This is a genomic window from Flavobacterium limicola (assembly GCF_003634755.1).
Classification (GTDB): Bacteria; Bacteroidota; Bacteroidia; order Flavobacteriales; family Flavobacteriaceae; genus Flavobacterium; species Flavobacterium limicola.
Genome location: NZ_RBXA01000001.1, coordinates 1376612 through 1401897 on the forward strand (window position 1 = coordinate 1376612; position 25286 = coordinate 1401897).

Below are 25286 nucleotides of genomic sequence, written 5' to 3' on the forward strand. Positions count from 1 at the left end.
GCAAGTGCGGGTTTGAGATTAATTATTACCAAACAATTTCTTTGCTTCTTTCCAAGGTATCAAATCCTCGTTCTGAATGCGACGAGATTCAATTTTGGAGGAGAATTTTCCGGATTGTTTCATCGCTGCCAGATGGGTCCCATTGCGATAAAAAGCGTTAATGTCATTTTCATTTTCCCATAACGTCATAGTGTACCAAACTCTCCCGTTCCAACTGCCGGCTACTTTGTTTTTTTTGCAGTTGGCTTGTTGCAGCTCTGCTATGATTTGCCCATTGAACTTAAAAAAAGGAATTAGTTTTAGGTATGAATTTAACTCGATTTTAGTGATGGAAACTATCATTAGCTTTTATTTGTTAATGATAGGCTTATTTCATTGCGAGGAACGAAGCAATCCTATCCAGTTTGTCTATTATTTTATTTGCTTTTCGTTCTGGGAACAGTTTGCAAAACTGCGCTAACGATTATGGATATCCGAGCAATCGGGCTTTTAATTGTTGTTCTTTATTTATTTGACGATGCAATTTGCACAAACTTTGATGCAATATATAATATTCCAGGTCGGACCAATATATATAGTATTGCACTCACTAATGTTAATATGGATCCGATACCAGTTGGAAGTACAGCACCAAATGTAAATGTCATGCCAATAACGAAACCTAGAAGACATTCTGCCCGAAAAATTGGAAAGTACAGGGCTAATGGCAATAGTACCAATATCATGTAACCCGATAATTCCGAATGACCAAAAGTAAAAAAGACAGATAGCAGCACCCCGAATAATAAAGAACTAGTGAATCTGTAAAGTACATGTTTTTGATAAGTTGACGTTTCAGACCTTTCATTGTTATGACGAACAATTCTCTTTTGGATTCGGTACAAAAGAAACCAAGTTAAAAAAGGAAGTAGCAGTCCACCCCACCAATTAGAGATTTCCGGTAAGTCTTTATCGTTCAAAATATGGTGACTTGGCACACCTCCATGATAATAATTCCAGGCTAAAAGTGTCCATATGGCAATTGTTACAATTCCTGTGAAATATATACGGATCTTAAAAAACATTTTCTCGTTCATAAAAGCTGATTATGATTGTCTACTGAGTTGATTCATATACTAGGGTTTTTTAGCCTGACGTTCTCGCGAAACAAGCAATTTGAGACTAAGATTAAGTCCTATTTTCGGATTTTCCACCCGAGCGATAGCGAACAGGCGAAGCAAATCATCCCAAATATAAAACCATTTTTCCATTAAGCCTATTGCCCAAATCCGTTGTAGTTGCTGTTAGTGGCTGGCAAAATTTCACTTTATTTCCTTTTACCTTTTTCAACTCCGATATATTTAAATAAGTTATCACTAAGTTGATATAAAAAATATTTTTCAGTCACTTGCATCTTTTCGTTTACAACTGGTATATAAATAATATTTTTCTTGGCATCAAATGAAATTAATTGTAAAGGTCTTTCAGGTCTATCTACAACACTGAAAAAGTCAAATTCAACATCAATTCTATTCAACATCTTAGTTTTAGTTTTAAAAAGTTTTTCTGAGTCAGCAAGTTTGTTTCCTTCTATATTGAAGACAGATATTGATTGCGAGGCGTCTTTTGTCGAGAATATAGCATTAGTTATCGGTAGGTAATAAGTTTTATTGCCAATTTTTACATCGAATATTTTTGAACAAAAAGCACCTGAATCTCCCTCTTCATAAGTTGGTACTTTTAGGTAAACTTTTGAATTGTTTTTATATTGATAAATTGTTTTGAAGAAATGCATAGTTCCACCTGTCTCGGTATCCCAAGAATAAATTCTAAAATTCCCGTCTGATGAAGTTTCTACATAGCAACATTTTTTGTCAATGAGTGTTTTAAAATCGTAATTTAATGTTGAAGGATTTACTTTTAATATTTTAATAAACTCTTTTTCAAATTTTTCAGAATTTTCATATGCCAAATCATCTTCTTTTGAAATATTCGAGTATAGTTTACACAAATTATTCTCGGCTAATTTTAAATTAGTTTTCTGTGAGTAAAAGTTTTGCACTACAAAAAATGTCAAGATAAAAAGCGAGAGAACATTTTTTTTGTTTGTTTTCATATTTTTGATTTTGGTCTTTTTTTAATTGCTAGCCACTGACGTCCCTGCCGCTTGGCGAGGTTGAGACTAAATTAAGCCCTATTTTGGGATTTGCCACCCGAGCGATAGCGAACAGGCGAAGCAAATCATCCCAAATATAAAACCATTTTTCTATTAAGCCTATTGCCCAAATCCGTTGTGGTAATTTATGGTAATTGGCTCTACAATTTAATTGTTATATAGTATTCTGTTATTCTCAATAGTACAAAACAAATAAAAGCAATACCTAATTTGATTACAAATTTATCTTTTGGTTGTTGAGATGTATTGAAATTCATTAAAGCCTTTATGCTTTGAATAACTTTATCTTTATTTAACCACAAAATTATTAGAAGTAACACTTGGTATAGAATAGCTGCTTTTAAAGCTCCAAGATGCACTTCGAAATATATGTCTTGTAAAATCACATTTACAAGTATAGTAGATGTAAACAAACAACCAATAATTCTAGTTCTTTTCATCAAAATTAATGTTCCTCCAATTATTTCAAAAAGTCCTAAAGTTAATGCATATGATTTTGAGTAACCATAAAAAGCCCACATCAATTCCATTCCAGTCATTTCTGAAACAGTTTTGTTAATTTCAGAAGCGCCATCAAATTGTACTATTTTACCTCCACCATAAACAAACAGTGCAAATACTACAATCCAACTAATTGCATTTTCAAAAATTTCTATTTTATCTTTTCTGTCGAATGTCATTCTTCGTGTTTTTCTTTTAGCTTGTTGCCCAAAGGCTAGCGGAGCTTACTATTCGTGCTAATTACAAGGGTTAGTTATTTAATTAAACCGAAAGTCTTCAAAATGAATAATTGGCATAACATCACTCATTGTAGAAATACAAATTCCATCAATTTCTTGGTTTTTCATTTCAGCTTTATTTTTATAATTAAAATAAATAAAGTACGTGAAATATAAATACTTTATTGGTCTGAAATCTGCATAACGAGCAGTAATTGCTGTATACATCCAACTTGCATAATTTTGACTTTTAAAATTTTCTGAATTTTTAATTATATTTTCTGTAATCGTTGCTTCTCCAAAAATTTTGTCGTCTTCTTCAAATGAATAACGACATTTGACAGGATATTTTTTGTCAGGTTTACAAACTAAAGAAATAGATATAATATTCTCGTCTTCTAATTCTGTCGTAAAGAGAATTACTGCATTTGAAAATTTGTATTTATAAACCCAAAATTCAAATTTCTTGTTTTCATTCCACTCTTGTTCAATATCGTCCTTTATTTTCACTAATGGTTGACCTAAATCTTCAATTATTTTACCAATTGTTACTTCGCCAGGAATGTAGTTGTATAAAAAGTCTTGATGAAGATTTTTCCGTTCCCCTAAACCAATAACGTTTCCTGATATCTTTTCTTTAATTTTTGAAAAATAAGTGACTAAGGAAGTTATTATAGCAACTACAGAAAGAATTACTGCAATTAATGGTTCAATTTCCTTTGTATTGGAATACCATATTGATGCTAAAATTAAAACAATGAATTCCGATGCTATTGTCAAGTAATTTTTTAAAAAATTTACCATTCTGAAGTTTTAGTTTTTTATAATTACATATTTTTGATAATAACAGAGTTATGACATCTAAATTGGGTCGCTTTATATAACAAAATTCAGTGTATACTTAATTTTCAAATATATAAATTTCTTCCGAAAATACTGATAAAAATTATTAAGTTTAAATGGCTACTCCAAACCAACATCTTTTTTTTAGTAATGTTAAGGAAATTTGCTATTATATTAGACGTTTAAATATTCAAAGACATTGTCGAAAATGTGGAGAAAATTACAATCAAGTTGATGATATTCTCGAACCTAAAAGAGTTTTCGACTACTTATAAACAGAATTACCTAACGCTTGTGTATATCCGAACAATTGGGGTGTTTTAAAATTAAAGTTTGAGTGTTGCAAACGCATCTAAATAGTTGCAGATTAAAATTGGCACTCGCTGCAAACGAGTGCCAGTAAGGACTTTAGTTTTTTGGATTATAATTATTGTAGGTTTTATTGTCTGGTGTAGTTTTTAAGTGTGGTGCAACATAAGTACCATTGCTCTTTTGGTAACCTTGCTGGATTTTGTATTTTCCACCATTATCATAGTTTCTCTCTGTTGTTTTTGGTGCAGAATAGCTTGAAGTTGAATAGTTTGAACTACTACTTGTCGGTGTTGAATAACTTGATGTCGAATACGAGTTACCATAAGTTTCTTTATTAGCTTTGTATCTCATATCTGGTGTGCCATCTTTTTTTGTTTGAGCGCTTACATTAACGACACAAACTAAGGCAAATGCCAATGTAAAAAGTACTTTTTTCATTTTTTTTAAATTTAATTTTTATTGCCTACTCTACACAGTTTTCGGCTTACCTGTTTAATTATTTTTATACTCGTCTGCGTTTGACATTACATCAACTGAGTAATTCTTTGCTTTTCAAGCTTAATCTTTTTTATCTTCGAGGCCGTCTAAAATATTTCCATGATTTTCATAATTATATCCATCGTTAGCAGAAGAAGTCCAATTATCCAGAATTACAACTCTGAAATTATTCAGTTTAGTTTTTATAACTTAATATAGAAAATTCTGACTAAATAGCTTTTGGTTTTAAATTTTACTCAAAACTAACTCCTTTTGATTCAGTAATATTACGGAAAACCGTAAACGCAATTGTTTTAACATAAACGCACTAGCCCTGATAGCAGCGGCATCCTTTTTCTGGCCTCGTCTCGTCTTTTGGGATGAGACCAGACCAGAAAAAGATATAGCGAATAGCAGGAAATAGCTCCTGATTGACACACAATTCTTTCCTCATTGTTCGCAATGACAATCTCAATTGCGAACCTTGCAAACTGAATACTTTTTTCGTAATTTTGCAGTCTAAATAAAGGACTAAGAAAATGTTAGATAGACTTCAAATAGTAAAACAACGTTTCGATGAGATTTCGGATTTGATTATTCAGCCGGATGTAATCTCGGATCAGAAGCGTTATGTGCAATTGAATCAAGAGTACAAAAGTTTAAAAGCTTTGGCTGAAAAGCGCGATGAATACGTTATTTTGATGGCGAATATCGATGAAGCAAACGAAATAATTGCGGATAACAGTGATGCTGATATGACCGAAATGGCCAAGATGCAACTGGAAGAAGCGAAGGAAAGATTGCCGGAACTGGAGGAAGAAATCAAGTTTATGTTGATTCCTAAAGATCCCGAAGATGCTAAAAATGTCATGGTGGAAATTCGTGCCGGAACGGGTGGGGATGAAGCGAGTATTTTTGCCGGGGATTTGTTCCGTATGTACACGAAATATTGTGAAAACAGAGGCTGGAGAACTTCTGTGGTGGATATGAATGAAGGAACTTCGGGTGGTTTCAAAGAGGTAATTTTTGAAGTTACCGGTGAAGATGTTTACGGAACTTTGAAGTTTGAAGCGGGTGTTCACCGTGTGCAACGGGTACCACAAACGGAAACGCAAGGACGTGTTCACACATCAGCAGCGACGGTTATGGTGCTTCCGGAAGCAGAGGAATTTGACGTACAAATTGATATGAATGATGTGCGTGTGGATTTCTTCTGTTCGTCAGGACCTGGTGGACAATCTGTAAATACTACGAAATCAGCAGTTCGTTTGACACACATTCCAACTGGATTGGTGGCGCAATGTCAGGATCAGAAATCACAACACAAGAATAAAGATAAAGCTTTTGGCGTTTTGCGTTCCCGTTTGTACGAACAGGAATTAGCCAAAAAACAAGCGGAAGATGCTACAACAAGAACCTCTCAAGTGAGTTCTGGTGACCGTTCGGCAAAAATTCGTACCTATAATTATGCACAAGGTCGTGTAACAGATCACCGTGTAGGATTGACGTTGTATGATTTAGGGAATATCATGAATGGTGATATTCAGAAAATTGTAGATGAGTTGGCATTAGTCAACAACATGGAAAAACTGAAAGAAGCAAGCGAGGTTTTCTAAGAAACCAAAATGTGATACCATACAAAAACCAGCGAAAAGAAATTTTTCGCTGGTTTTTTTGCATTCATAACTAACCAATATTATTTTTCTGAAAGGTTTGCGCCTTTTAAAATCCCTTTTTGTTGCCGAATAGACTTTCTGAACGCTTCATATTTGGCGGTTGCGGAATCAATTTTGGCATCAAAGGCCGCTGTATCTTCTAAGTCGTCAATCGTGCTATTGAGTTCTTTGGATTGTTTCTCGAAATATTTTTCAATAGTAGACCAATTGGCCGCTGCATCAGCAGTCGTTTTTTGGGTAACAGAATCTATAAAGCGAACGTATTTATTGGTAATCAATTCGGCTTTTTTTTCCTGTTCACTTTTACACGAGGTAAAAGTGATTGTCAGGAAAAAAAAACCGAATAGTAGTACTGAATTTTTCATTTTGGGTTTTTCTTATAATTTGAAACCGTATGCTAATCGTAGCGATATTTGTCCTAAACCATCTTTAACAACGTCGTTTTTAATTACCGGAAAGTCATTAAAATGTTCGTATCGTAAACTGATGTCAATCTTATCTGTTGCATATCCGATGGCTGGACTTAACAACAAAGAAGTATCATTATATCCGTTTGTCACTGCAAATGCGGCACCAATTTCTCCCATTACATACAATTGGTCTTTAAGTACAAAAGCTTTGAAACCGGCTTTTGCAGGAATGTAACCCAAGTCATTGTTGTCACCTGACACAAACATATTGCTGAATCCTGTGGTTAGGGTTAGGGAATATTTTTGAGATAAATCATATTGAAGTCTTGCATCGGCACCCAAACTGAAATCGTACGGATTGTCAAGGGGAAGTCCTCCGTTGATTCCTACTCCCAGACGAAATCCCTGATCGTAATTTTGTACTTCCTGCGCGCTTGTCGTCGCTATTCCTAATACGATAGCTAATGTTGTGAAAACTGTTTTTATATTGAATTTACTTTTCATAATAACGTATTTTAATTAATAAATTTCTATAATAAATTTTTGAATTATACCTTTTATATACTTCCGCTGAACGGAAATTGTCTCTTAAATTGTTGGCTTATTGATGTTTTTCAAGTTGTCTGCATTTGCTATTTCTGCCTTAATGACCTCTTTTGTATTTCCTAACAATTGTTGGGATTCATTTTTGAGATCATTGATTGTTTTCGAAATCACATTGGATAACTTACCCGATGAATCTTTAAACGACTCTGCTAAGTCCGTGCTTTTATCAACGATTTTCTTTCCGGTTTCGCAACCTTTCGCCGGGGCAAATAGTATTCCTAATACCGTTCCTACTGCTAATCCCCCAAGTAATCCTAGTGCTACATTATTATTTTTCATGGCTTTAATTTTTTAAAATTTAAATTATTTATCCTCTTATTACTCGCAGTAAAATGGCTATTACTGCTATTATCAATAAAACATGAATCATGCTGCCCACGCTGTAAACGAAGAATCCTAACGCCCAAAGGATTACGAGCACCACTGCAACTGCGTATAATAGATTTGACATGATGTTTTGATTTTGTGGTTAATTATTAAAATTTTATTGCTGCATAAACACTTAAAACGCTGTTTTTAGAATCTGGGAACGTGTAGGTTTGTCCAAGAACTGTTCTTTCTTTTCCAACAGTGCTTAATCCATAATTGTATCTGGCACCGATTCCAAAGCTGTCAAAATCAAATCCAACTCCAGCAGCAACACCGAAATCAAATTTATTTAAATCGTCTTCGTCAATGTTTTCTTCAAAGTTGTACGATCCATTAGCCGATTCGTTAGTGATTTTTGAGTCTACCAGAAATGCTGCGTAAGGACCAAATTGCACATTGAAATTCTTAGTAAGATTTGCTTTCAACAAGACAGGAACTTCAATGTAGTTCAGCCTGAATTTTCCTGTTCCTTCTGCAAATGCGTTGTCGTATTGCAATTCCGCTCCTTTGGTAGTATAACTAACTTCTGGTTGCAGTGCCAGGCTTGAAGTTATAGGAAGTTGTGCGAATAAACCAATATTGAAACCGGCCAAAACATTTTCGTCGTCAACATCTTCTGTATATAAATTAGACATGTTCAAACCTCCTTTAATTCCTAATGATGCGCCACTTTCTTGTGCTTGAATTGCATTTGTAGTTCCTAATGTTACTAAAACAACGGCTAATACTCTCTTTAAATTTTTCATCTTTGTATATTTTTTAATTGTTTGTTTTTGTTTTACAAAGATGCGATGGCAATCGTTATTGCGTGTTACATCAATTTCGAATATTGTTACAGAATTTAAATATGAGGTTATAAAATTTTGAAATAATGCCCGTCAGAATAGGGTTTAGTGTACCTCAATTCTTTTATTGGTAATGAAAATAAAGGATAATTGAAAAACGCAAGGAAAGAATATTACGTGTAATAAAGTAGGAATCTTTAATGTGAGGAATAAACTGTTGGGTATAAATCAAGTTTATTTTTTTGAAACGCGTAGAAACATTTTTTAGATTTTGCATTTAAAACTATTCAATTTAGAATAGTAAACTAAAGCGTTATGACCAAAAAAGGGACATCCAACTCTGTTTTGCTATGTTTCTATGTTTTTTATTTTTAAACAGTTTCGGAGCTTTTGATTTTAAATAATGGTTTCAGATAGATTAAATACTGTCTTTTGAATTATGCAGGAAGATATATGGTAAAAGTCGCTCCTTCATTGGCTGTTCCTTTCGCAAAGATAAATCCTTTATGGTTTTCTACTATTTTTTTGCAAATAGCGAGTCCAATTCCGGTTCCTTCATATTCGTTCTTGTTATGAAGTCGATTAAAAAGGATAAAAATCTTTTTAGCATATTCCTGTTCAAAACCAATTCCGTTATCAGCGACAGTGATTTTGTGGTATTTAGTGTTGTTATTGGGTAAAATTTCTTCCTCATTTGCAACAATTGTCAAACAGTTGATTTTGATAATAGGAGTGGTGTCTTCTTTGCTGTATTTTAAGGAGTTGCTGATTAAATTTGTAAACAACTGCTGAATTTGGAACGGAATTACGTTTAAAATTGGCAATTCATTATTTTCAATTACCGCTTTTTTATCTTCTATAATTTGAGCTAATTCTTGTTTTGAATTTTCCAATAAAGAATTCAAATCCGCTTCTTCAAAAACTTTTTCTGCTTTATTTGTTCTTGAAAATTGCAATAAATCCTGAATTAGAATTCGCATTCTGTTTGCTGAGGATTGAATGCTGGACACGTATTGTTGTCCCGCTTTCGATAAATTATCATAGTCTTTGCTGACTAATCGAGAAAGAAACGTTTCAATTTTGCGCAAAGGTTCCTGCAAATCATGACTGGCAATGTAATTGAATGCGGTAAGTTCCTTATTGTTGCTTTCTAATTCTCTGTTGCGATCTTCGATAAATTTTTGAGCATACACTTCTTCGGTAACATCGCTCGTGGTTCCTATAAAGGTTTTATCTCCAGAAGCGATTGTAACCGTTCGGCCTAACGTTCTAAAATGTCTGATCTCACCGTCTTTTCGGATAATTCGGTAGGTAAAAGGAGCGAGGTCATTATCAGTAAGAATACTTTTGGTGTTTTCGATTACATATTCTAAATCTTCAGGATGAATAAAGTTCAAATACGCTTCTAAACTGGCTACAAAAGATTGAGGTTCGCAACCCAACAATCGATATTCATTGTCAGAGAAAGTATAGGTATTGGTTTCGAAATTTAATTGCCAACTTCCAAAACCACCTACGATTTCCGCAAGATTACTGGCTTCATTCGCTACCGAGAGCGTATTTATTGTGATTTTTAGCAACACTAAATCCCGATTCATTTTAATAAAAGCAATCGTAATCAAAATCAAGGTTGTTATAAGTGTCAAATAAATCAGTAACGGTGTATAATTCATCGTTAATTCATAGTCCTTTTGCCTGTTTTTTAAAAGTTTTTGCTGGGTAATCATCATGTCTTCTACTTTATGACGAATAGAATCCATTGTTTGTTTACCAATAATTAAATTGGTTTTAAGAATATTTTGGTCATATTTACCCTGCTCAATCATATAGAGTGACTTAGAAAGGTAGTTTTGTCTTTTGTTAATAAAATACAACAGTTTTTTTAAATTGCTTTGTTGCGTTCTGCTTTGGGCGGTCAGTCGAGTAACTCTTTTAAACGATTTTCTTACTAACCCTTTTGAATTATAATAGGGTTTTAGAAAACTTTTATCATTACTTAAAAGGTAACCTCTTTGCCCGGTTTCGGCATCTTTTATATAGGAAATAAGTCGTTCAAGTTCAGCATTCACCTCGTGGCTGTTACTTACAAAAGCAGACGATTTTTTTAAAACCGTAATGTGCTTAAAAGTAATTCCGCCAATAAAAAAAATAATCGCTACCGAGATAACAAAAATTATTTTTAAAAAAACTGGTGATTTATGAAGTTGAATATATTTCATTTTACATTCTCATTAGAAAATTATCTTTGTTCAAGCCAGAAGTGTGGTATTGCCAATTGATGGTCACCACTTCAGAAAGTATTTTTTTTAAATCCTCAAAATCATTTGGTTTTTTAATATAGATATTGGCACCATTTATAAATGTTTCTTCAATATGCTCTTCAGATGATGAGGTAGAATAAATCGCAATAGCAATATCACTTAGCTTTTCATTTTTTTTAATTTCCAATAAGCATTCAACACCATTCTTTTTTGGCATGTTCAAATCCAGAAACAATACGTTTGGCAAAACGGAATCTTCATTGTTCAGATAATCCATTAACTCGACACCATCGTTAAAGGTACTTACTTTGGTATTTATTTTTAATTCGTCAAAGGCATCCGTAAAAAACAATCTGTCATCTTCGTCATCGTCTGCAAGGCAAATATTTATAAAATCAGTAGTCATATACTATTGGTTTAATTGTTGTTTTTGTTGGATAATTCTCTTCGTTTCGAAATAATGCGCTGGAAAGCAGAAGGTGTCATTCCAGTGGTATGCTTGAATTGCGTGCTTAAATGTGCTACGCTGGAATAATTCAATTGAATGGAAATTTCAGTCAAATTTAGTGGCGTATTGATCATCAACTGTTTCGCTAATTCTATTTTTTGAATAATGATGAAATTTTCAATAGAAGTATACGTGACTTCTGAAAAAACATTGGACAAATAGGCGTAACTAAGATTTAATTTGTCCGCAATATACACGGAGCTTTTTATGTTGAGCGGCTTATCACTGTTGACCATTTCAACGATGGCGTCTTTTATTTTTTGAACCAAAACACTTTTCTGATTTTCAACTATTTCTATGCCATATTCTTTAAAAATAGCGGTGATTTCAGCTACTTTTGAAGAAGGTATTTTTTCTAAAAAATTAAATTCGCCAAACCCGATACTATTAAATTTATACCCCAATTCGGATAGTTTTTCCTGAACAATTTTTTTTGTCAGTTGAGCATAATCAAATTTTAAATATACTTTCATAAAGACTTTTGTTTAACGGTAAAGATATAAAAAGGTTGCTTTCAAATTCATTTTTGAAATTTTCTTAAAACCATTTTACAGAATCAGAAATAGATGATTTTCGAACTTTAATGCAAAATTTCAATTAATTGATAAAGGTTTAGTTTTGATTATTAGGTTTTTAAAAATAGAAAAATATTTGGATTTAATTGGTCTTGAATTTTAAAAAAGTTCAACAATCGTTAATTTTGTGATTTTTTTAACAGATATTTTAAGATTAAATTGTTCTTTTTTTTTGGGCAATTCAGCAAGATTATTCGCGGATATCACTGCTTTTTCAGCGTTATAATTCTTAATTACCAGTTGTTTTTTTATGTATTGAATTGCTGTTTTCAATTCCTTTTTTGCTAGGGATTAAGAGCTGTTTTCTGTGTTTTCAATTTCAGTAATGCCAGAATAATCCGTTTTGATTTCGGAATATAAATTTGAATTTTTATTGCAGGATTGTAACTGATATTGATTCTATGTTTGTAATTTTGCCGCACAACTACATAAAAATGACAACACAACAACTTATCCAGCAAATTCAACAAAAAAAATCGTTCCTATGCGTAGGTTTAGATGTTGATTTGACCAAAATTCCATCGCATTTATTAGAGTCAGAAGATCCTATTTTTGAATTTAATAAAGCGATTATTGATGCCACTCATGACCTTACTGTCGCCTATAAACCCAATACTGCTTTTTATGAAGCTCATGGTATAAAAGGATGGATGTCACTGCAAAAAACAATTAAGTATCTGAACGAAAATTATCCAGAAATCTTCACAATTGCTGATGCAAAACGCGGAGATATTGGAAATACATCATCGATGTATGCGAAAGCTTTCTTTGAAGATTTGAATTTCGACAGCGTTACTGTTGCTCCTTATATGGGAAAAGATTCTGTAGAACCCTTTTTAGCTTTCGAAAATAAACATACGATTATGTTGGCTTTGACTTCCAATGAAGGTGCATTCGACTTTCAAACGCTGAATGTTTCCGACGCTTCGGGAGGAAAAGAATTGTACAAACAGGTTTTAGAAACGTCTAAAACATGGAAAAACAGCGAAAACCTGATGTACGTTGTAGGTGCTACTAAAGCCGAATATTTCACCGAAATCCGCAAAATTGTTCCTGACAGTTTTTTACTCGTTCCGGGAGTTGGCGCACAAGGAGGAAGTCTTTCAGAAGTTTGTAAATACGGCATGAATGCCAATGTAGGATTGCTCATTAATTCTTCCAGAGCGATTATTTATGCCTCAAACGGAACTGATTTTGCCGAAAAGGCAAGAGCAGAAGCGTTGAAAATGCAACAGGAAATGGAAGAGATAATGAGTTTGAAGTTTAACGTTTAAAGTTTCAGGTTGTAACCAAAACATAAAACATAAAGCCTTTAATTATGAAACATATAAGTCATGTAAGTTAAAGAATGTTAGCTTGCTAAATAGTACTTAAGAAGGTATATAAGTTAAAAGCGTTTTTTATAAAGCTTTGACTTTCTTAAATGAACTATTTGACTGCATAAATTAATTGTAAATTAAAAACTTAAATGACTTTTATGTTTAACAATTTATTTTTTCATAATGCTCTTATTTGTAAAAACTTAATTTTTCTCAATTTCTTAATGGTAAAAAAGCGGTCAATTGATGCTTTAACACTTTAAACTCTAAACTTGAAACAAAAAACTTTAATCGATCAAATAGGAACATCTCATTCTTTTGAAACGTCTCCAAAACGTATTATTTCATTAGTTCCCTCTCAAACGGAATTGCTTTATGATTTAGGTTTGGAAGACCGAATCATTGGAATTACAAAATTCTGTGTGCATCCGTATCATTTTAAATCAACCAAGAAAACCGTTGGCGGAACCAAGAAAGTGCATTATGAGAAAATCAGATTGCTGCAACCGGATATTATCATTTGTAATAAAGAGGAAAACACACCCGAAATTGTGGATGAATTGCGTAAAATTTGTCCGGTTTGGGTAACAAATATCATCACGATTGAAGATAATTTTCAAATGATAACCGACTTTGGTCAGCTCTTTAATTGTAGAACTGAGTCTCAGAAATGGAACGACAAATTGGCTTTTGCCTTGAGCGATTTTAAAAACTTCATCAAGGATAAACCGGAACAAAAAGTAGCGTATTTCATTTGGAAAAATCCTTATATGGTCGCAGGTTCTGATAATTTCATCAATGAATTATTGAAGCTGAATCACTTTAAAAATATCTACGAGAATAATGGGCGTTATCCGGAAATTGAACTCAAAAAAATGCGCTTGGAAGGTGATCCGGATTTGGTTTTTCTTTCTTCAGAACCATATCCTTTCAAGGAAGAAGATGCTTTTGAAATAGGTCGTTTTACGCATCACGCAAAAACAGTGTTTGTAGATGGTGAAATGTTTTCCTGGTACGGAAGCCGATTGCTAAAAGCGTTTGACTACTTTAAAAAAATGCATCAAAAATTATAATTCGCATTCCTAGAGGATTAATTTGTATTCTGTTTGCATTTTGTAATTCTGACTCGTTTCCATCGGACATTCTCCTTTGAATTTTTTTTCAAATTTGTATTTTGAAACCATTCCGCAAGCAATATTATTGGTTAAGATTGCGATTCAAAATTAAAGTTATATTTTTACAAAAAAAAGACGTGATTAATTATACCATTTACGAAAATAAAAACAGTGATCAATGGGTGACTTTTGTTCATGGCGCTGGTGGAAGTTCGTCTATCTGGTTCAAACAAATTCGGGATTTCAAGAAACAGTATAATGTATTGTTATTGGATTTACGAGGTCACGGGGAATCAAAACCCACTTTAAAAACGGCTTTCAAACAGAAATATACTTTTTCGGCTTTGGCCAATGATATTCTGGAAGTTTTAGATTTTCTAAAAATCAAAAAATCACATTTCGTTGGTATTTCATTGGGTACCATTCTCATCAGACAATTGGCTGAAATGTATCCGGAACGCGTGCAAAGTATGATTTTGGGAGGTGCTATCTTAAAGATGAATTTCCGTTCCCAAGTATTGATGCGATTGGGAAATATGTTTAAATATGTATTGCCTTATCTCGTTTTATACAAGTTTTTTGCCTTTGTCATCATGCCTAAAAAAAGTCACAAGCAATCTCGTGTTCTTTTTATAAACGAGGCCAAGAAATTATACCAAAAAGAATTTATAAAGTGGTTTAAACTTACTGCCGAAATAAACCCGGTGCTGAAATGGTTCCGCCAAGTCGAATTGAATATTCCTACGCTATATGTTATGGGTGAAGAAGATTATATGTTTTTGCCATCGGTTCGTAAAGTAGTGGAGAATCATTATAAATCTTCGAAACTCTTTGTGATAGAAAAATGTGGACACGTAGTTAATGTGGAGCAACCTAATGCTTTTAACGATGCGGTACTTTCTTTTATAAATACGGCCAAATAAAAAATGCCTGCACTATGAATGCAGGCAATTCTTTAACTAACCAAAACCAAAATAATAAATAACCAGTTTATTACTCTGCAAAGATCACACTTAAGGAAACGTTTTGCTGTTAAGATTTTGTTATTACTTTGTTGTACATACGTTAAGTTTCTTTAACTTTAATATGTTGTTTCTGGTAGCGTTTTTTGTGTCAGAATATATTTCGAAATTACCCCATTTCTACCTATCCAAATTTTACTTTCTTCTGTTGAAAAACACTGATTTTTCGATGTTACTTTTATAGGCGTCATCAATTTTAGTGGTGTTTTGCATTTTGTTATTCCTTGATGAAAACTATTAAATCGCATTACTATGAAATCACATGAAAAACTTACAACAGCGTCTGGAAGACCATTTGTAGAAAACGAAAATTCTCAATCTGTGGGTTCACGCGGACCGTTACTTTTACAAGATTATATTTTGCACGAAAAAATGGCGCATTTCAATAGAGAGCGAATTCCGGAGCGCGTGGTTCATGCAAAAGGTTCGGGAGCTTTTGGAACATTCACCGTAACACATGATATCACTAAGTATACAAAAGCCAAACTATTTTCTGAAATTGGAAAAGAAACTAAGGTCATCATGCGTTTTTCTACCGTAGGAGGCGAACGAGGTTCAGCGGATACCGAAAGAGATCCACGTGGTTTTTCGATTAAGTTTTATACTGAAGATGGCAATTGGGATTTAGTAGGCAATAATACACCCGTTTTTTTTGTGAAAGATCCTAAAAAGTTCGGAGATTTTATCCATACCCAAAAACGAGATCCGTATACCAATATGAAATCACCAACGATGATGTGGGATTATTGGTCGCTAAATCCGGAGAGTTTACATCAGGTGTTGATTTTAATGTCAGATCGGGGAACGCCTTATGGCTACCGTCATATGCACGGTTTTGGTAGTCATACATTTTCAATGATTAATGCAGCCAATGAACGGACTTACGTAAAATTTCATTTCATAACAGCGCAGGGAATCAAAAATTTCACCAATGAAGAAGCAGCCGAAATGAAATCCCGAGATATGGATTTTGCCCAAAGAGATTTGTTTGAAAACATTGATAAAGGAAATTTTCCACAATGGAATTTGCAAATCCAAGTCATGACCGAAGAACAGGCAAATTCCCAAGACTATTATTTAAATCCATTTGATGTAACGAAAGTTTGGCCTCACGCCGATTTTCCTCTGATTGATGTTGGCGTTTTAGAATTAAATCAAAATCCACACAATTACTTTCAGGATATTGAGCAAGTCGCATTTGCACCGGCTCATGTGGTTGACGGAATTGGATATTCACCGGATAAAATGTTGCAAGGCAGATTGTTGTCCTATCCTGATGCGCAACGCTATCGTTTGGGAACTAATTATGAGCAAATTCCAGTTAACCGCTGTCCATTTGCAACTAATAATTACCAGCGGGACGGACAAATGCGAGTGGATGGAAATGGAGGCAGTAACCCGAATTATTATCCCAATATTTTCGATACGATGGAAATAGACCCAGCTTATACAGAACCCCCATTGGAAGTTTTTAGCGATTTTGCGGACTGGTACGATAGAAATTGCGAGGGAGAAAACGATCATTATTCGCAACCGGGAAATTTATTTAAAATCATGACTCCGGAGCAACAACAGAACACGATACATACTATCATTTCGCACATGTCAGGTATTGAAGGTCCTAAAAAAGACGAAATAGTAAATCGTCAGTTGAGTCATTTTTATAGAGTTGATGGCCGAATAGGAGCGGGAGTTGCTGAAGGATTAGGAGTTGACGTTGATTTGTTAGAAAGATAAAAATTTCGATTTTTCGCAAAACAAAGCTCACCAAAAGTGAGCTTTTTTTATATCGCAGATTCCTTAATTCGATGTGTTTTCTCCCTTTCCTTTGTAGAGAATCGTGGTTAGGATTTATAAAAATACCACCGTTTTATTGTCATAAACCATTGTTTTTCTTTCGGCATGTAATTTTATGGCTCTGGCCAAAACCATGCGTTCCAGATCGCGTCCTTTCGTGATAAAATCCTCTATCGAATGGCTGTGCGAAACTCGGGCAATATCCTGCTCGATAATCGGGCCTTCATCCAATCCTTCGGTTACATAATGACTGGTGGCACCAATGATTTTCACACCGCGTTTAAAAGCAGAATGATAGGGTTTTGCCCCAGGAAACGCCGGAAGAAAAGAGTGATGAATATTGATGATTTGATTTTTGTATGCTGCAATCAAATTGGGTGTGATAATTTGCATGTAGCGCGCCAAAACAATAAAGTCAATATTGTATTGCTTTAGTAAATCCAATTGCTTTTGCTCGCCTTCGGTTTTAATGTCTTTAGTAAACGGAACATAATGAAACGGAATAGAAAAACGTTCCGCCACTGCTTTCAAATCTTCATGGTTGCTGATGATTAAAGGAATTTCTAGCGGCAATTCGCCGGCGCTGTAACGTCCTAAAATATCATACAAGCAATGGTCGTATTTAGAAACAAACAAAGCCATTCTTGGTTTTTCGTCTTGAGTATACATTTCCCATGACATATTGAATGGAGCAGCTAACTTAGCTTGGAAATCAGTTTTAATAGCTTCAATATTCCAATTTTTGGCACTGAATTCACATTCTAAACGCATGAAAAAGACATTTTCATCGGCATCAACATGTTGATCTAAATAAATAATATTGCCATCAATGGACGAAATATAATTCGTAACGGAGGCAATAATTGCTTTTTGATCTTCGCAATGGATTAGGATTGTAATTTTTTGCATTAGCGTTCTGTTTTCAGCTTTGTTCTTAGTAATGAATAGTATTTTTCAAAACTAAACGTATTTGTACTTATAAAAAAGTTGAATTTGGCTGTTTTATGTTTGAAAAAAACAGCCCAATTTCAATCTATTTGTAATCCTGCATTGCAAAAACTTTCTGCAACAAAACAGAAGTTCTGGCACTTAGGTTCGTTCTGATGTTTTTCTCTTCAACGGCAACCATTTTGAAAACGCCATTCAACGCTTGATTCGTAACATAATCCGTCAAATCAGGATTTACTTTGTTCACTAAAGGAATGCTGTTGTATTTTGTAATAATATTAGTCCAAACTTTATCGGCACCAACTTTAGTAAACGAATTTTTAATCACCGGATTGAATTTTCCGTACAAAGCCGTTGAAGTGCTGTTTTGTAAATAATTCGTAGCCGAACTTTCATTGCCCATCAAAATCGTTTTGGCATCCATAAATGTCATATTTCTAACAGCGTCAACAAATATTGGCGTCGCTTCTTTTACCGCGTCTTCAGCAGCACGATTCAAGACTTTTAAACCTTCATCGGCTAAAGAACTTAGTCCAATTCTTCTCAAACCCGCGTCTACTTTTCTTAATTCTTCCGGCAATAAAATTTTTACGGCTTCATTTCTGTAAAAACCATCGGTAGCGGTCAGTTTGGTCACCTGTTTTGAAATTCCATTATTCAATGCTTCCTTCAATCCGCCGGCAATATCAACCCCGCCAATCCCTTGCGTTTGCGGAAATTGATTCATAACTTGTTGCATTTCGGCACAACTGGAAAGTGAAATTGCTACTGCTAAAACTAAAATTTTCTTCATCGTAAATTGTTTATTTATTAATTCGCCTTCCGGCATTTGTAAAAATACTACTTATTCAAAAACAAAGCCAACTATTCTTTAGGATTACAAATTTTAGTTTTATTAAACAGCATTCGTACCGCTTCTAGAAGCCTAGGGACTATCTGGGCTAGTTTAGAAGTTTTTTTTAGGATGTGGATAAAATATGACAGATATAAATAAAAAAGGAGATTCAACGGTAAGTGAATCTCCTTTAAGGGTTAATTTTATCTGATAAACTATAGAGTTCAATTATTATTTCACTACAAATTTACCATTCTGATTGTAGTAAATTTCATTAGAACTTGATTCGTATTTTTTATAACCAGAATCTGCTGTTTTTTCTACCAGTAAAAAAATATTTTGATACGGGATATAATTTAATTCAAGCCCTTTTTCAGTTGTAATTGTTGTTTTGTCATCAACATAAACAAAATCAACTTCACCATTTTCTTTATATATCCAAACCTTTGGCTTTGTATCGGCTGAACTCATGATATTTCCTTCCGAAAAATTTGCAAATCGGTCTACTTTAATTTTTCCTTTCTGAGATTTTCCGTTTTGTGTTACAGTGCCATTCATAAAATTAATAAAATAGGCAGAATCATGCGTTAGATTCTCCACTTTAGTGTCAAAATTTGTTTTGTTTACTGCAATCAAACTTTCAATATTTGCTTTAGTCTCATCTGGCCACATACTCATCATACCAGCACCTTGTTTGGCAGTTTCAAGATATTCTAAAGATTTACTAAAGTTTAAACGAAACATTTCAGTAAGAGATAAGTTTAGGTAAATCACTTTGTTGTAATCTTTTGGTTTCAACTTTGGATATTCTTTACCCACATAACCTAAATAAAATTTTTCTAATTCTGCTAAATAATTCTGATCTAAAGAATTACTAGCTATTTTGCTTAAAAATTCATCCGTTTTTGTATTCAATTCTACTAATTCAGGAAGTTCTTCTGACTTAACAAATACACCATAGTTTAGAGTATATTCTTTTTCACTAGATAAGAAATTGTTATCTTTTATGTATTTATAGCCTATGTTATTCAGATCATTAGCTAGATTTACATATGGTTTTACATTTGTATATGTAGGAGAATATAATTTAGCATTGGATCCTTTTTCATAAATAATCTCGTTGTTTTTACCTACAACTAAATATTTGAAATCGCCGTCTAAATAATAGGTGCCATTATCAGCTTTTTTATAAGTCGCTCCATTATATCCCATCAAAACACGAACGTCAGGATTCGTATTGTTTTTCTTGGTGTAATCTTCTATAGTGTTTTTAGTAACATTGTTTTCATAAGTCAATTTTTCCTTGTCTGCAGCTTCAGTATTCCAAGAATCGTCTCCTTGAATAATAATGTCATAAGTATTAATGTTTTTAAAAAACTCAGACTTAGGAATGGTAATGTTTACCTTTTTTTTGTTGGTATCAGCTTTTTGAGCATAAGATGTACCGCTAATGAAAGCCAATAGTAGAAGTAAAGTAGTTTTTTTCATGTATTTTTTTTTTCAAATATATGAATATGACTCTTAATTATGGTTTTGGAATCTTTATTAAATTTAAAAAAATAGAAAGATTTGTAACTATTAAATAATGAGGTGATTATTTAGTAAATGCCAATTTTTGAAACCTAAAAAGACATTTTTTTTAAATTACTTGTAAAAATTATCTAACGAAATTTAAAATAATATTCCTTATTTATTAACAACGAGGAGCAACATCAAATAATTTTTAAAATAAAATTGTAAATTGCAGGCTTAAATTATCATATTCATAAAATGGAACAACAAAAACCATATATCCCTAACAATAAAGTAAGAATTGTAACCGCAGCAGCTCTTTTTGACGGTCACGATGCGGCAATCAACATCATGCGTAGAATTATTCAATCTACTGGTGTCGAGGTGATTCATTTAGGTCACGATCGTAGCGTGGAAGAAGTGGTCAACACCGCGATTCAAGAAGATGCGAATGCCATTGCGATAACTTCCTATCAAGGAGGACATAACGAATATTTCAAATACATGTATGACTTGCTTCAGGAAAAAGGAGCGGGCCAAATCAAGATATTTGGTGGTGGCGGTGGTGTAATTCTACCTTCAGAAATTGCCGAATTGCAAGCTTACGGAATCACCAGAATTTACGCTCCAGATGACGGACGTGCGATGGGGTTGCAGGGAATGATCAATGATTTAGTGCAACAATCTGATTATCCGGTTGGCGATAAATTGACGGATGAAATCAATCATTTGGAAGAAAAAAATCCAAAAGCAATTGCAAGAATCATCTCGTCTGCAGAAAATTTTCCTGATGTTGCCGCCAAAACTTTGGAAGCCATCCAAAAAAAGAATGAAAATAGTACGATTCCGGTTCTTGGAATAACAGGAACGGGAGGAGCAGGAAAATCATCTTTGGTGGATGAATTAGTGCGTCGTTTTCTAATTGATTTTCCGGAAAAAACGATCGGATTAATTTCTGTAGATCCATCCAAACGTAAAACGGGTGGAGCATTATTAGGAGATAGAATCCGAATGAACGCGATTAATAATCCTCGCGTTTACATGCGTTCTTTGGCTACACGCCAATCCAATTTGGCTTTATCTAAATATGTTGCTGATGCAATCCAAGTAATCAAAGCGGCAAATTATGATATCATCATCTTGGAAACTTCTGGAATCGGGCAATCTGATACAGAGATTATGGACCACTCTGATGTTTCTTTATACGTTATGACACCAGAATTTGGTGCTGCAACCCAATTGGAAAAAATCGACATGCTTGATTTTGCTGATTTGGTAGCGATAAACAAATTCGACAAACGCGGTTCTCTCGATGCATTGAGAGACGTGAAAAAACAGTACCAACGCAACCATAATTTATGGGATGCAAATTTAGATACACTTCCTGTTTTCGGGACCATTGCTTCGCAGTTCAACGATCCGGGAATGAATACGCTGTACAAAGCGATTATGGATAAAGTCCATGAGAAAACAAATTCTGATTTGAAATCAACGTTCCAAATCACTCGTGAAATGAGCGAGAAAATTTTCGTTATTCCGCCACACAGAACCCGTTATTTATCTGAAATTGCAGAAAGCAACCGTAAATATGATGTTACTGCGGTAAGCCAAGAACAAGTTGCCCAAAAATTATACGGAATTTTCAAAACGATTGAAACCGTAGCTAAAAAAACTCCTGAGTTAAACAAAGCAGGCATTAATGATGATTCGGTTTTGCCAACAGCTTTAGAATCGGAGAAATCGGGTGCAGCTGAGGACAAAATATTTTTGAATCTTTTACTGAATCAATTTGATAAAGTAAAAATGGATTTGGATCCCTACAATTGGGAAATCATTTTGACTTGGGACGAAAAAGTAAACAAGTACAAAAATCCAGTTTATACGTTTAAAGTTCGTGACAGAGAAATCAAAATGGCTACGCATACAGAGTCCCTTTCACATTCTCAAATCCCGAAAATTGCATTACCAAAGTATAAAGCTTGGGGTGATATTTTACGTTGGTGTTTGCAGGAAAACGTTCCTGGAGAATTTCCTTTTACTGCAGGTTTGTATCCTTTCAAACGTGAAGGGGAAGATCCTTCTCGTATGTTTGCCGGAGAAGGTGGACCAGAAAGAACCAACAAACGTTTTCATTATGTGAGTGCGGGATTGCCTGCAAAACGATTGTCAACTGCTTTTGACAGTGTGACTTTATACGGAAACGATCCACATGTACGTCCTGATATTTATGGAAAAATCGGAAATGCCGGAGTTTCTATTTGTTGTTTGGATGATGCTAAAAAGCTATATTCTGGTTTCGATTTGGTTCATGCGATGACTTCGGTGAGTATGACTATCAATGGACCAGCACCCATGTTACTAGGCTTTTTCATGAATGCGGCGATTGACCAACAATGTGAGTTTTACATCAAAGAAAATAATCTTGAAAAAGAAGTTGAAGCAAAAATCAACAAAATATATGCAGCTAAAGGAGTCGAAAGACCGCATTATCAAGGTGATTTACCCGAAGGAAATAACGGTTTAGGATTGAAGCTTTTGGGCGTTACCGGAGATCAGGTTTTGCCTTTGGAAGTGTATGACGAAATCAAAGCAAGAACGTTGTCTCAAGTTCGTGGTACTGTTCAAGCAGATATTTTGAAAGAAGACCAAGCACAAAATACCTGTATTTTCTCAACAGAATTTGCGTTGCGATTGATGGGCGACGTACAGGAATATTTTATTACTAAGAATGTTAGAAACTTCTATTCGGTTTCTATTTCGGGATATCACATTGCCGAAGCAGGTGCAAATCCAATCACACAATTGGCTTTCACACTTTCTAATGGTTTCACGTATGTGGAATATTATTTGAGTCGTGGTATGAATATCAATGACTTTGGACCCAACTTATCGTTCTTCTTTTCGAATGGAGTAGATCCGGAATATGCCGTTATTGGTCGTGTAGCGCGTAAAATTTGGGCGAAAGCCATGAAAAATAAATACGGCGCTAACGAACGTGCTCAAATGTTGAAATACCATATTCAGACTTCGGGACGTTCATTGCATGCACAGGAAATAGACTTCAATGATATTCGTACGACTTTGCAAGCGTTGTATGCTATTTATGACAACTGTAATTCCTTGCACACCAATGCGTATGACGAAGCAATCACCACGCCTACCGAAGAATCTGTACGTCGTGCGATGGCAATTCAGTTGATTATTAATAAAGAATTAGGGTTGGCTAAAAACGAAAATCCAATTCAGGGTGCTTTCATCATAGAAGAATTAACAGATTTAGTTGAAGCTGCAGTTTTACAGGAATTTGATAGAATTACGGAGCGTGGAGGAGTGCTGGGTGCTATGGAAACCATGTATCAACGCTCTAAAATTCAGGAAGAGAGTTTGTATTATGAGACTTTGAAACATACGGGTGAATTTCCTATCATTGGTGTGAATACGTTCTTGAGTTCCAAAGGTTCTCCAACGGTTATTCCAGCTGAAGTAATTCGCGCTACGGAAGAAGAAAAACAATACCAAATTGATATGTTGAACCATTTGCATCAATCGAATCAAGATTTAGTAAATGAGCATTTGAATACGCTTCAGGAAGCAGCCATTAAAAACGAAAATTTATTCGAACATTTAATTGAAGCGACTAAGGTTTGTTCTTTGGGACAAATTACTTCGGCTTTGTTTGAAGTAGGAGGACAGTATAGAAGAAATATGTAAGCAGAGAACCGCTTTTTGTATCGCAAAAAGAGTGTGAACATCTTAACCCGTTTTCGGGCTAGATTTGATTGCAATATTTATAAAAGGCCTCTCAGTGATGAGAGGTCTTTTTTTGTTATTTTATTTTATTAATTTTCAAGTACCCAATATGCAATTCATCCTCTTGTAAATCAGTTTCAGATTTGGTTATTAAAAGAGCATGTTGCGCTTTAAATTGCTTGTCTAAAACATCGGCTACATTATGTATATCATCCACATCGATTCCGTATTTATCATCTATATGAGATGGGGCGTCCTTGAAACCGAAATGTTTATAGAAAGTGCTTTTTCTTGCTTTTTTGGAAGCCAATCCTAAATTTTTGGCAATAGTTAGAATTTTGTAGTGGTATTCTTCAAATTCATTTTCTTTATAACCGCCCAAGTTGATGAAAAATAAATTATCCGAAGAAGAAGTTAGAGCTGTATCTTTTGCAATAATTTTGATCGAAAAATTGTCTACTGAAGAAACCTCTCGCCAGGCATCAATATGAAGCTGCCCTTTGGCTTCAGGCCAAAACGATTTCATCTGAGGGATCAAATCTTTCAAGGAAGTTCCAATTCCAAAAAAAATATCATGCTGTTCCGTAAACCGTCCTTTTGGTACGCAGCCTAGCATTATCATGTATAATTTAAGTTCTTTTTCCATAATTCAAAATTACATTATATTTTAAAATAAACTTTGGCACAATTCATGAATGGTATTTTTCAATATAAATTATAAAACGATAACGAATGAAAAAAATTACCTTATTTTTAGTTTTCATCGGGATGATGGCACTACAAAGTTGTGAAGTAACGGAAGTATATGATGATGCTCCAAGAAATGAAGTGTTTGAAGTTACAACTTCATTTAATTCCAATAATAATTACAGTAGCTTGGTTACATTTGACCCGCCAATTTATTCCACTGATTCCGTTTTAGTATATCATTTGTATGATACGGTAAATGGGCAAGATGTTTGGAAATTAATGCCTCAAACCTACTATTTTAGTGATGGTGGGGAATTGGATTTCAATTTTGATTATTCTAGATTTAATGTAAATATCTTTCTTTCGGCTAATTTTAGTCTAACTACAGTACCATCAAGTTGGACGCAAAATCAAACTTTTAGAATTGTAGTTGTACCTGATGGTTTTGCCGCTACAGTTAACAAAAATAATATTGATTCTGTACTGTCAGCATTACGTGTTAATCAAGGTGAGATTAAGAAAATTGATTTGTAAAGAATACTTTTTATAAACAAAAAAAGGAAATCGTGAGATTTCCTTTTTTTATTGCTGGTACTTTTAGT

Annotated in this window: 25 protein-coding genes; 8 read left to right on the top strand and 17 right to left on the bottom strand. The window is 34.0% G+C overall.

Translation table 11 applies throughout. The features are described from left to right. Positions 1 to 18 precede the first annotated feature (18 nt). Positions 19 to 342 (bottom strand): hypothetical protein, encoded by a 324-nt coding sequence (locus BC952_RS06105; protein ID WP_121364677.1) that lies wholly within the window; start codon positions 340 to 342, stop codon positions 19 to 21. Positions 343 to 465: 123 nt separating this feature from the next. On the opposite strand from BC952_RS06105, the gene BC952_RS14765 reads away from it, so the two are divergent. Continuing rightward, positions 466 to 729 (top strand): hypothetical protein, encoded by a 264-nt coding sequence (locus tag BC952_RS14765; RefSeq protein ID WP_147405263.1) that lies wholly within the window; start codon positions 466 to 468, stop codon positions 727 to 729. A gap of 577 nt (positions 730 to 1306) precedes the next feature. Here BC952_RS14765 and BC952_RS06115 read toward each other — a convergent pair. From BC952_RS06115 to BC952_RS06130, 4 genes are all read right to left on the bottom strand, one after another. Next, the gene (locus BC952_RS06115; RefSeq protein ID WP_121364679.1) at positions 1307 to 2095 is read right to left on the bottom strand and encodes a hypothetical protein; all 789 of its coding nucleotides are present in this window, start codon (positions 2093 to 2095) and stop codon (positions 1307 to 1309) included. Positions 2096 to 2295: 200 nt separating this feature from the next. After that, a complete protein-coding gene (locus BC952_RS06120) occupies positions 2296 to 2835 on the bottom strand; it encodes a hypothetical protein (RefSeq protein ID WP_121364680.1) in 540 nt (179 codons plus the stop codon). 78 nt (positions 2836 to 2913) lie between these two features. Next, positions 2914 to 3678, bottom strand: a complete 765-nt coding sequence (locus BC952_RS06125; RefSeq protein ID WP_121364681.1) for a hypothetical protein — start codon at positions 3676 to 3678, stop codon at positions 2914 to 2916. 447 nt (positions 3679 to 4125) lie between these two features. Next, positions 4126 to 4467: a hypothetical protein gene (locus tag BC952_RS06130; protein ID WP_121364682.1), complete on the bottom strand. Its 342-nt coding sequence runs from the start codon at positions 4465 to 4467 to the stop codon at positions 4126 to 4128. Positions 4468 to 5045: 578 nt separating this feature from the next. Between BC952_RS06130 and prfA the strand changes: the two genes are divergently transcribed. Continuing rightward, positions 5046 to 6122, top strand: a complete 1077-nt coding sequence (gene prfA, locus BC952_RS06135) for a peptide chain release factor 1 (RefSeq protein WP_091174156.1) — start codon at positions 5046 to 5048, stop codon at positions 6120 to 6122. An 80-nt stretch (positions 6123 to 6202) separates the two neighbouring features. Here the strand turns inward: prfA and BC952_RS06140 are convergent, their stop codons facing one another. From BC952_RS06140 to BC952_RS06175, 8 genes are all read right to left on the bottom strand, one after another. Further along, positions 6203 to 6547, bottom strand: a complete 345-nt coding sequence (locus BC952_RS06140; protein ID WP_121364683.1) for a hypothetical protein — start codon at positions 6545 to 6547, stop codon at positions 6203 to 6205. Between the two features lie 12 nt (positions 6548 to 6559). Next, a complete protein-coding gene (locus BC952_RS06145) occupies positions 6560 to 7096 on the bottom strand; it encodes a hypothetical protein (protein WP_121364684.1) in 537 nt (178 codons plus the stop codon). Between the two features lie 84 nt (positions 7097 to 7180). Further along, the gene (locus BC952_RS06150; protein WP_121364685.1) at positions 7181 to 7477 is read right to left on the bottom strand and encodes a YtxH domain-containing protein; all 297 of its coding nucleotides are present in this window, start codon (positions 7475 to 7477) and stop codon (positions 7181 to 7183) included. Positions 7478 to 7505: 28 nt separating this feature from the next. Continuing rightward, on the bottom strand, positions 7506 to 7649 hold the full coding sequence (locus tag BC952_RS06155; RefSeq protein WP_113633518.1) for a lmo0937 family membrane protein: 144 nt from the start codon (positions 7647 to 7649) through the stop codon (positions 7506 to 7508). Between the two features lie 25 nt (positions 7650 to 7674). Next, positions 7675 to 8313: a porin family protein gene (locus BC952_RS06160; protein ID WP_121364686.1), complete on the bottom strand. Its 639-nt coding sequence runs from the start codon at positions 8311 to 8313 to the stop codon at positions 7675 to 7677. A 476-nt stretch (positions 8314 to 8789) separates the two neighbouring features. Continuing rightward, positions 8790 to 10571 (bottom strand): sensor histidine kinase, encoded by a 1782-nt coding sequence (locus tag BC952_RS06165; RefSeq protein ID WP_121364687.1) that lies wholly within the window; start codon positions 10569 to 10571, stop codon positions 8790 to 8792. Position 10572: 1 nt separating this feature from the next. Further along, positions 10573 to 11019 (bottom strand): response regulator, encoded by a 447-nt coding sequence (locus BC952_RS06170; protein ID WP_121364688.1) that lies wholly within the window; start codon positions 11017 to 11019, stop codon positions 10573 to 10575. Between the two features lie 11 nt (positions 11020 to 11030). Continuing rightward, the gene (locus BC952_RS06175; protein WP_121364689.1) at positions 11031 to 11594 is read right to left on the bottom strand and encodes a helix-turn-helix domain-containing protein; all 564 of its coding nucleotides are present in this window, start codon (positions 11592 to 11594) and stop codon (positions 11031 to 11033) included. Positions 11595 to 12130: 536 nt separating this feature from the next. Between BC952_RS06175 and pyrF the strand changes: the two genes are divergently transcribed. The 4 genes from pyrF (at position 12131) to BC952_RS06200 (ending at position 16889) form a co-directional block, all read left to right on the top strand. Beyond that, entirely contained in the window at positions 12131 to 12970 is an 840-nt protein-coding gene (gene pyrF / locus BC952_RS06180) for an orotidine-5'-phosphate decarboxylase (protein ID WP_121364973.1), read from the top strand. 317 nt (positions 12971 to 13287) lie between these two features. Then, on the top strand, positions 13288 to 14088 hold the full coding sequence (locus BC952_RS06185) for an ABC transporter substrate-binding protein (RefSeq protein ID WP_167445700.1): 801 nt from the start codon (positions 13288 to 13290) through the stop codon (positions 14086 to 14088). A 179-nt stretch (positions 14089 to 14267) separates the two neighbouring features. Next, on the top strand, positions 14268 to 15053 hold the full coding sequence (locus BC952_RS06190; RefSeq protein ID WP_121364975.1) for an alpha/beta fold hydrolase: 786 nt from the start codon (positions 14268 to 14270) through the stop codon (positions 15051 to 15053). Positions 15054 to 15404: 351 nt separating this feature from the next. Continuing rightward, entirely contained in the window at positions 15405 to 16889 is a 1485-nt protein-coding gene (locus BC952_RS06200; RefSeq protein ID WP_121364691.1) for a catalase, read from the top strand. Between the two features lie 114 nt (positions 16890 to 17003). On the opposite strand, the gene purU is transcribed toward BC952_RS06200, so the two are convergent. The 3 genes from purU to BC952_RS06215 all read right to left on the bottom strand — a co-directional run bounded on the left by purU (position 17004) and on the right by BC952_RS06215 (position 20220). Then, a complete protein-coding gene (gene purU / locus BC952_RS06205; protein WP_121364692.1) occupies positions 17004 to 17858 on the bottom strand; it encodes a formyltetrahydrofolate deformylase in 855 nt (284 codons plus the stop codon). A 124-nt stretch (positions 17859 to 17982) separates the two neighbouring features. Next, complete coding sequence (locus BC952_RS06210; protein WP_121364976.1) at positions 17983 to 18690, bottom strand: DUF4197 domain-containing protein; 708 nt, start codon at positions 18688 to 18690, stop codon at positions 17983 to 17985. A 273-nt stretch (positions 18691 to 18963) separates the two neighbouring features. After that, positions 18964 to 20220, bottom strand: a complete 1257-nt coding sequence (locus BC952_RS06215; RefSeq protein WP_121364693.1) for a hypothetical protein — start codon at positions 20218 to 20220, stop codon at positions 18964 to 18966. A 282-nt stretch (positions 20221 to 20502) separates the two neighbouring features. Between BC952_RS06215 and BC952_RS06220 the strand changes: the two genes are divergently transcribed. Further along, positions 20503 to 23955, top strand: coding sequence for a methylmalonyl-CoA mutase family protein (locus BC952_RS06220; protein ID WP_121364694.1), 3453 nt, complete (start codon positions 20503 to 20505; stop codon positions 23953 to 23955). A gap of 115 nt (positions 23956 to 24070) precedes the next feature. Here the strand turns inward: BC952_RS06220 and BC952_RS06225 are convergent, their stop codons facing one another. After that, positions 24071 to 24640 carry a DUF1543 domain-containing protein gene (locus BC952_RS06225; RefSeq protein WP_091174110.1) on the bottom strand — a complete coding sequence of 190 codons (570 nt, stop codon included), beginning with the start codon at positions 24638 to 24640 and terminating at the stop codon, positions 24071 to 24073. A gap of 86 nt (positions 24641 to 24726) precedes the next feature. On the opposite strand from BC952_RS06225, the gene BC952_RS06230 reads away from it, so the two are divergent. Then, complete coding sequence (locus BC952_RS06230; protein ID WP_121364695.1) at positions 24727 to 25218, top strand: hypothetical protein; 492 nt, start codon at positions 24727 to 24729, stop codon at positions 25216 to 25218. Positions 25219 to 25286 lie beyond the last annotated feature (68 nt).

Excerpts from the sequence above, each read along its gene's own strand:
- BC952_RS06215 (WP_121364693.1), bottom strand. The coding sequence starts at position 20,220 with ATGAAAAAAACTACTTTACTTCTACTATTGGCTTTCATTAGCGGTACA.
- BC952_RS06200 (WP_121364691.1), top strand. The coding sequence starts at position 15,405 with ATGAAATCACATGAAAAACTTACAACAGCGTCTGGAAGACCATTTGTA.
- BC952_RS06175 (WP_121364689.1), bottom strand. The coding sequence starts at position 11,594 with ATGAAAGTATATTTAAAATTTGATTATGCTCAACTGACAAAAAAAATT.
- BC952_RS06145 (WP_121364684.1), bottom strand. The coding sequence starts at position 7,096 with ATGAAAAGTAAATTCAATATAAAAACAGTTTTCACAACATTAGCTATC.
- BC952_RS06165 (WP_121364687.1), bottom strand. The coding sequence starts at position 10,571 with ATGAAATATATTCAACTTCATAAATCACCAGTTTTTTTAAAAATAATT.
- purU (WP_121364692.1), bottom strand. The coding sequence starts at position 17,858 with ATGCAAAAAATTACAATCCTAATCCATTGCGAAGATCAAAAAGCAATT.
- BC952_RS14765 (WP_147405263.1), top strand. The coding sequence starts at position 466 with ATGGATATCCGAGCAATCGGGCTTTTAATTGTTGTTCTTTATTTATTT.
- BC952_RS06230 (WP_121364695.1), top strand. The coding sequence starts at position 24,727 with ATGAAAAAAATTACCTTATTTTTAGTTTTCATCGGGATGATGGCACTA.
- BC952_RS06210 (WP_121364976.1), bottom strand. The coding sequence starts at position 18,690 with ATGAAGAAAATTTTAGTTTTAGCAGTAGCAATTTCACTTTCCAGTTGT.
- BC952_RS06120 (WP_121364680.1), bottom strand. The coding sequence starts at position 2,835 with ATGACATTCGACAGAAAAGATAAAATAGAAATTTTTGAAAATGCAATT.
- BC952_RS06220 (WP_121364694.1), top strand. The coding sequence starts at position 20,503 with ATGGAACAACAAAAACCATATATCCCTAACAATAAAGTAAGAATTGTA.
- pyrF (WP_121364973.1), top strand. The coding sequence starts at position 12,131 with ATGACAACACAACAACTTATCCAGCAAATTCAACAAAAAAAATCGTTC.
- BC952_RS06225 (WP_091174110.1), bottom strand. The coding sequence starts at position 24,640 with ATGGAAAAAGAACTTAAATTATACATGATAATGCTAGGCTGCGTACCA.
- BC952_RS06155 (WP_113633518.1), bottom strand. The coding sequence starts at position 7,649 with ATGTCAAATCTATTATACGCAGTTGCAGTGGTGCTCGTAATCCTTTGG.
- prfA (WP_091174156.1), top strand. The coding sequence starts at position 5,046 with ATGTTAGATAGACTTCAAATAGTAAAACAACGTTTCGATGAGATTTCG.
- BC952_RS06115 (WP_121364679.1), bottom strand. The coding sequence starts at position 2,095 with ATGAAAACAAACAAAAAAAATGTTCTCTCGCTTTTTATCTTGACATTT.
- BC952_RS06125 (WP_121364681.1), bottom strand. The coding sequence starts at position 3,678 with ATGGTAAATTTTTTAAAAAATTACTTGACAATAGCATCGGAATTCATT.
- BC952_RS06160 (WP_121364686.1), bottom strand. The coding sequence starts at position 8,313 with ATGAAAAATTTAAAGAGAGTATTAGCCGTTGTTTTAGTAACATTAGGA.
- BC952_RS06150 (WP_121364685.1), bottom strand. The coding sequence starts at position 7,477 with ATGAAAAATAATAATGTAGCACTAGGATTACTTGGGGGATTAGCAGTA.
- BC952_RS06140 (WP_121364683.1), bottom strand. The coding sequence starts at position 6,547 with ATGAAAAATTCAGTACTACTATTCGGTTTTTTTTTCCTGACAATCACT.
- BC952_RS06105 (WP_121364677.1), bottom strand. The coding sequence starts at position 342 with ATGATAGTTTCCATCACTAAAATCGAGTTAAATTCATACCTAAAACTA.
- BC952_RS06130 (WP_121364682.1), bottom strand. The coding sequence starts at position 4,467 with ATGAAAAAAGTACTTTTTACATTGGCATTTGCCTTAGTTTGTGTCGTT.
- BC952_RS06170 (WP_121364688.1), bottom strand. The coding sequence starts at position 11,019 with ATGACTACTGATTTTATAAATATTTGCCTTGCAGACGATGACGAAGAT.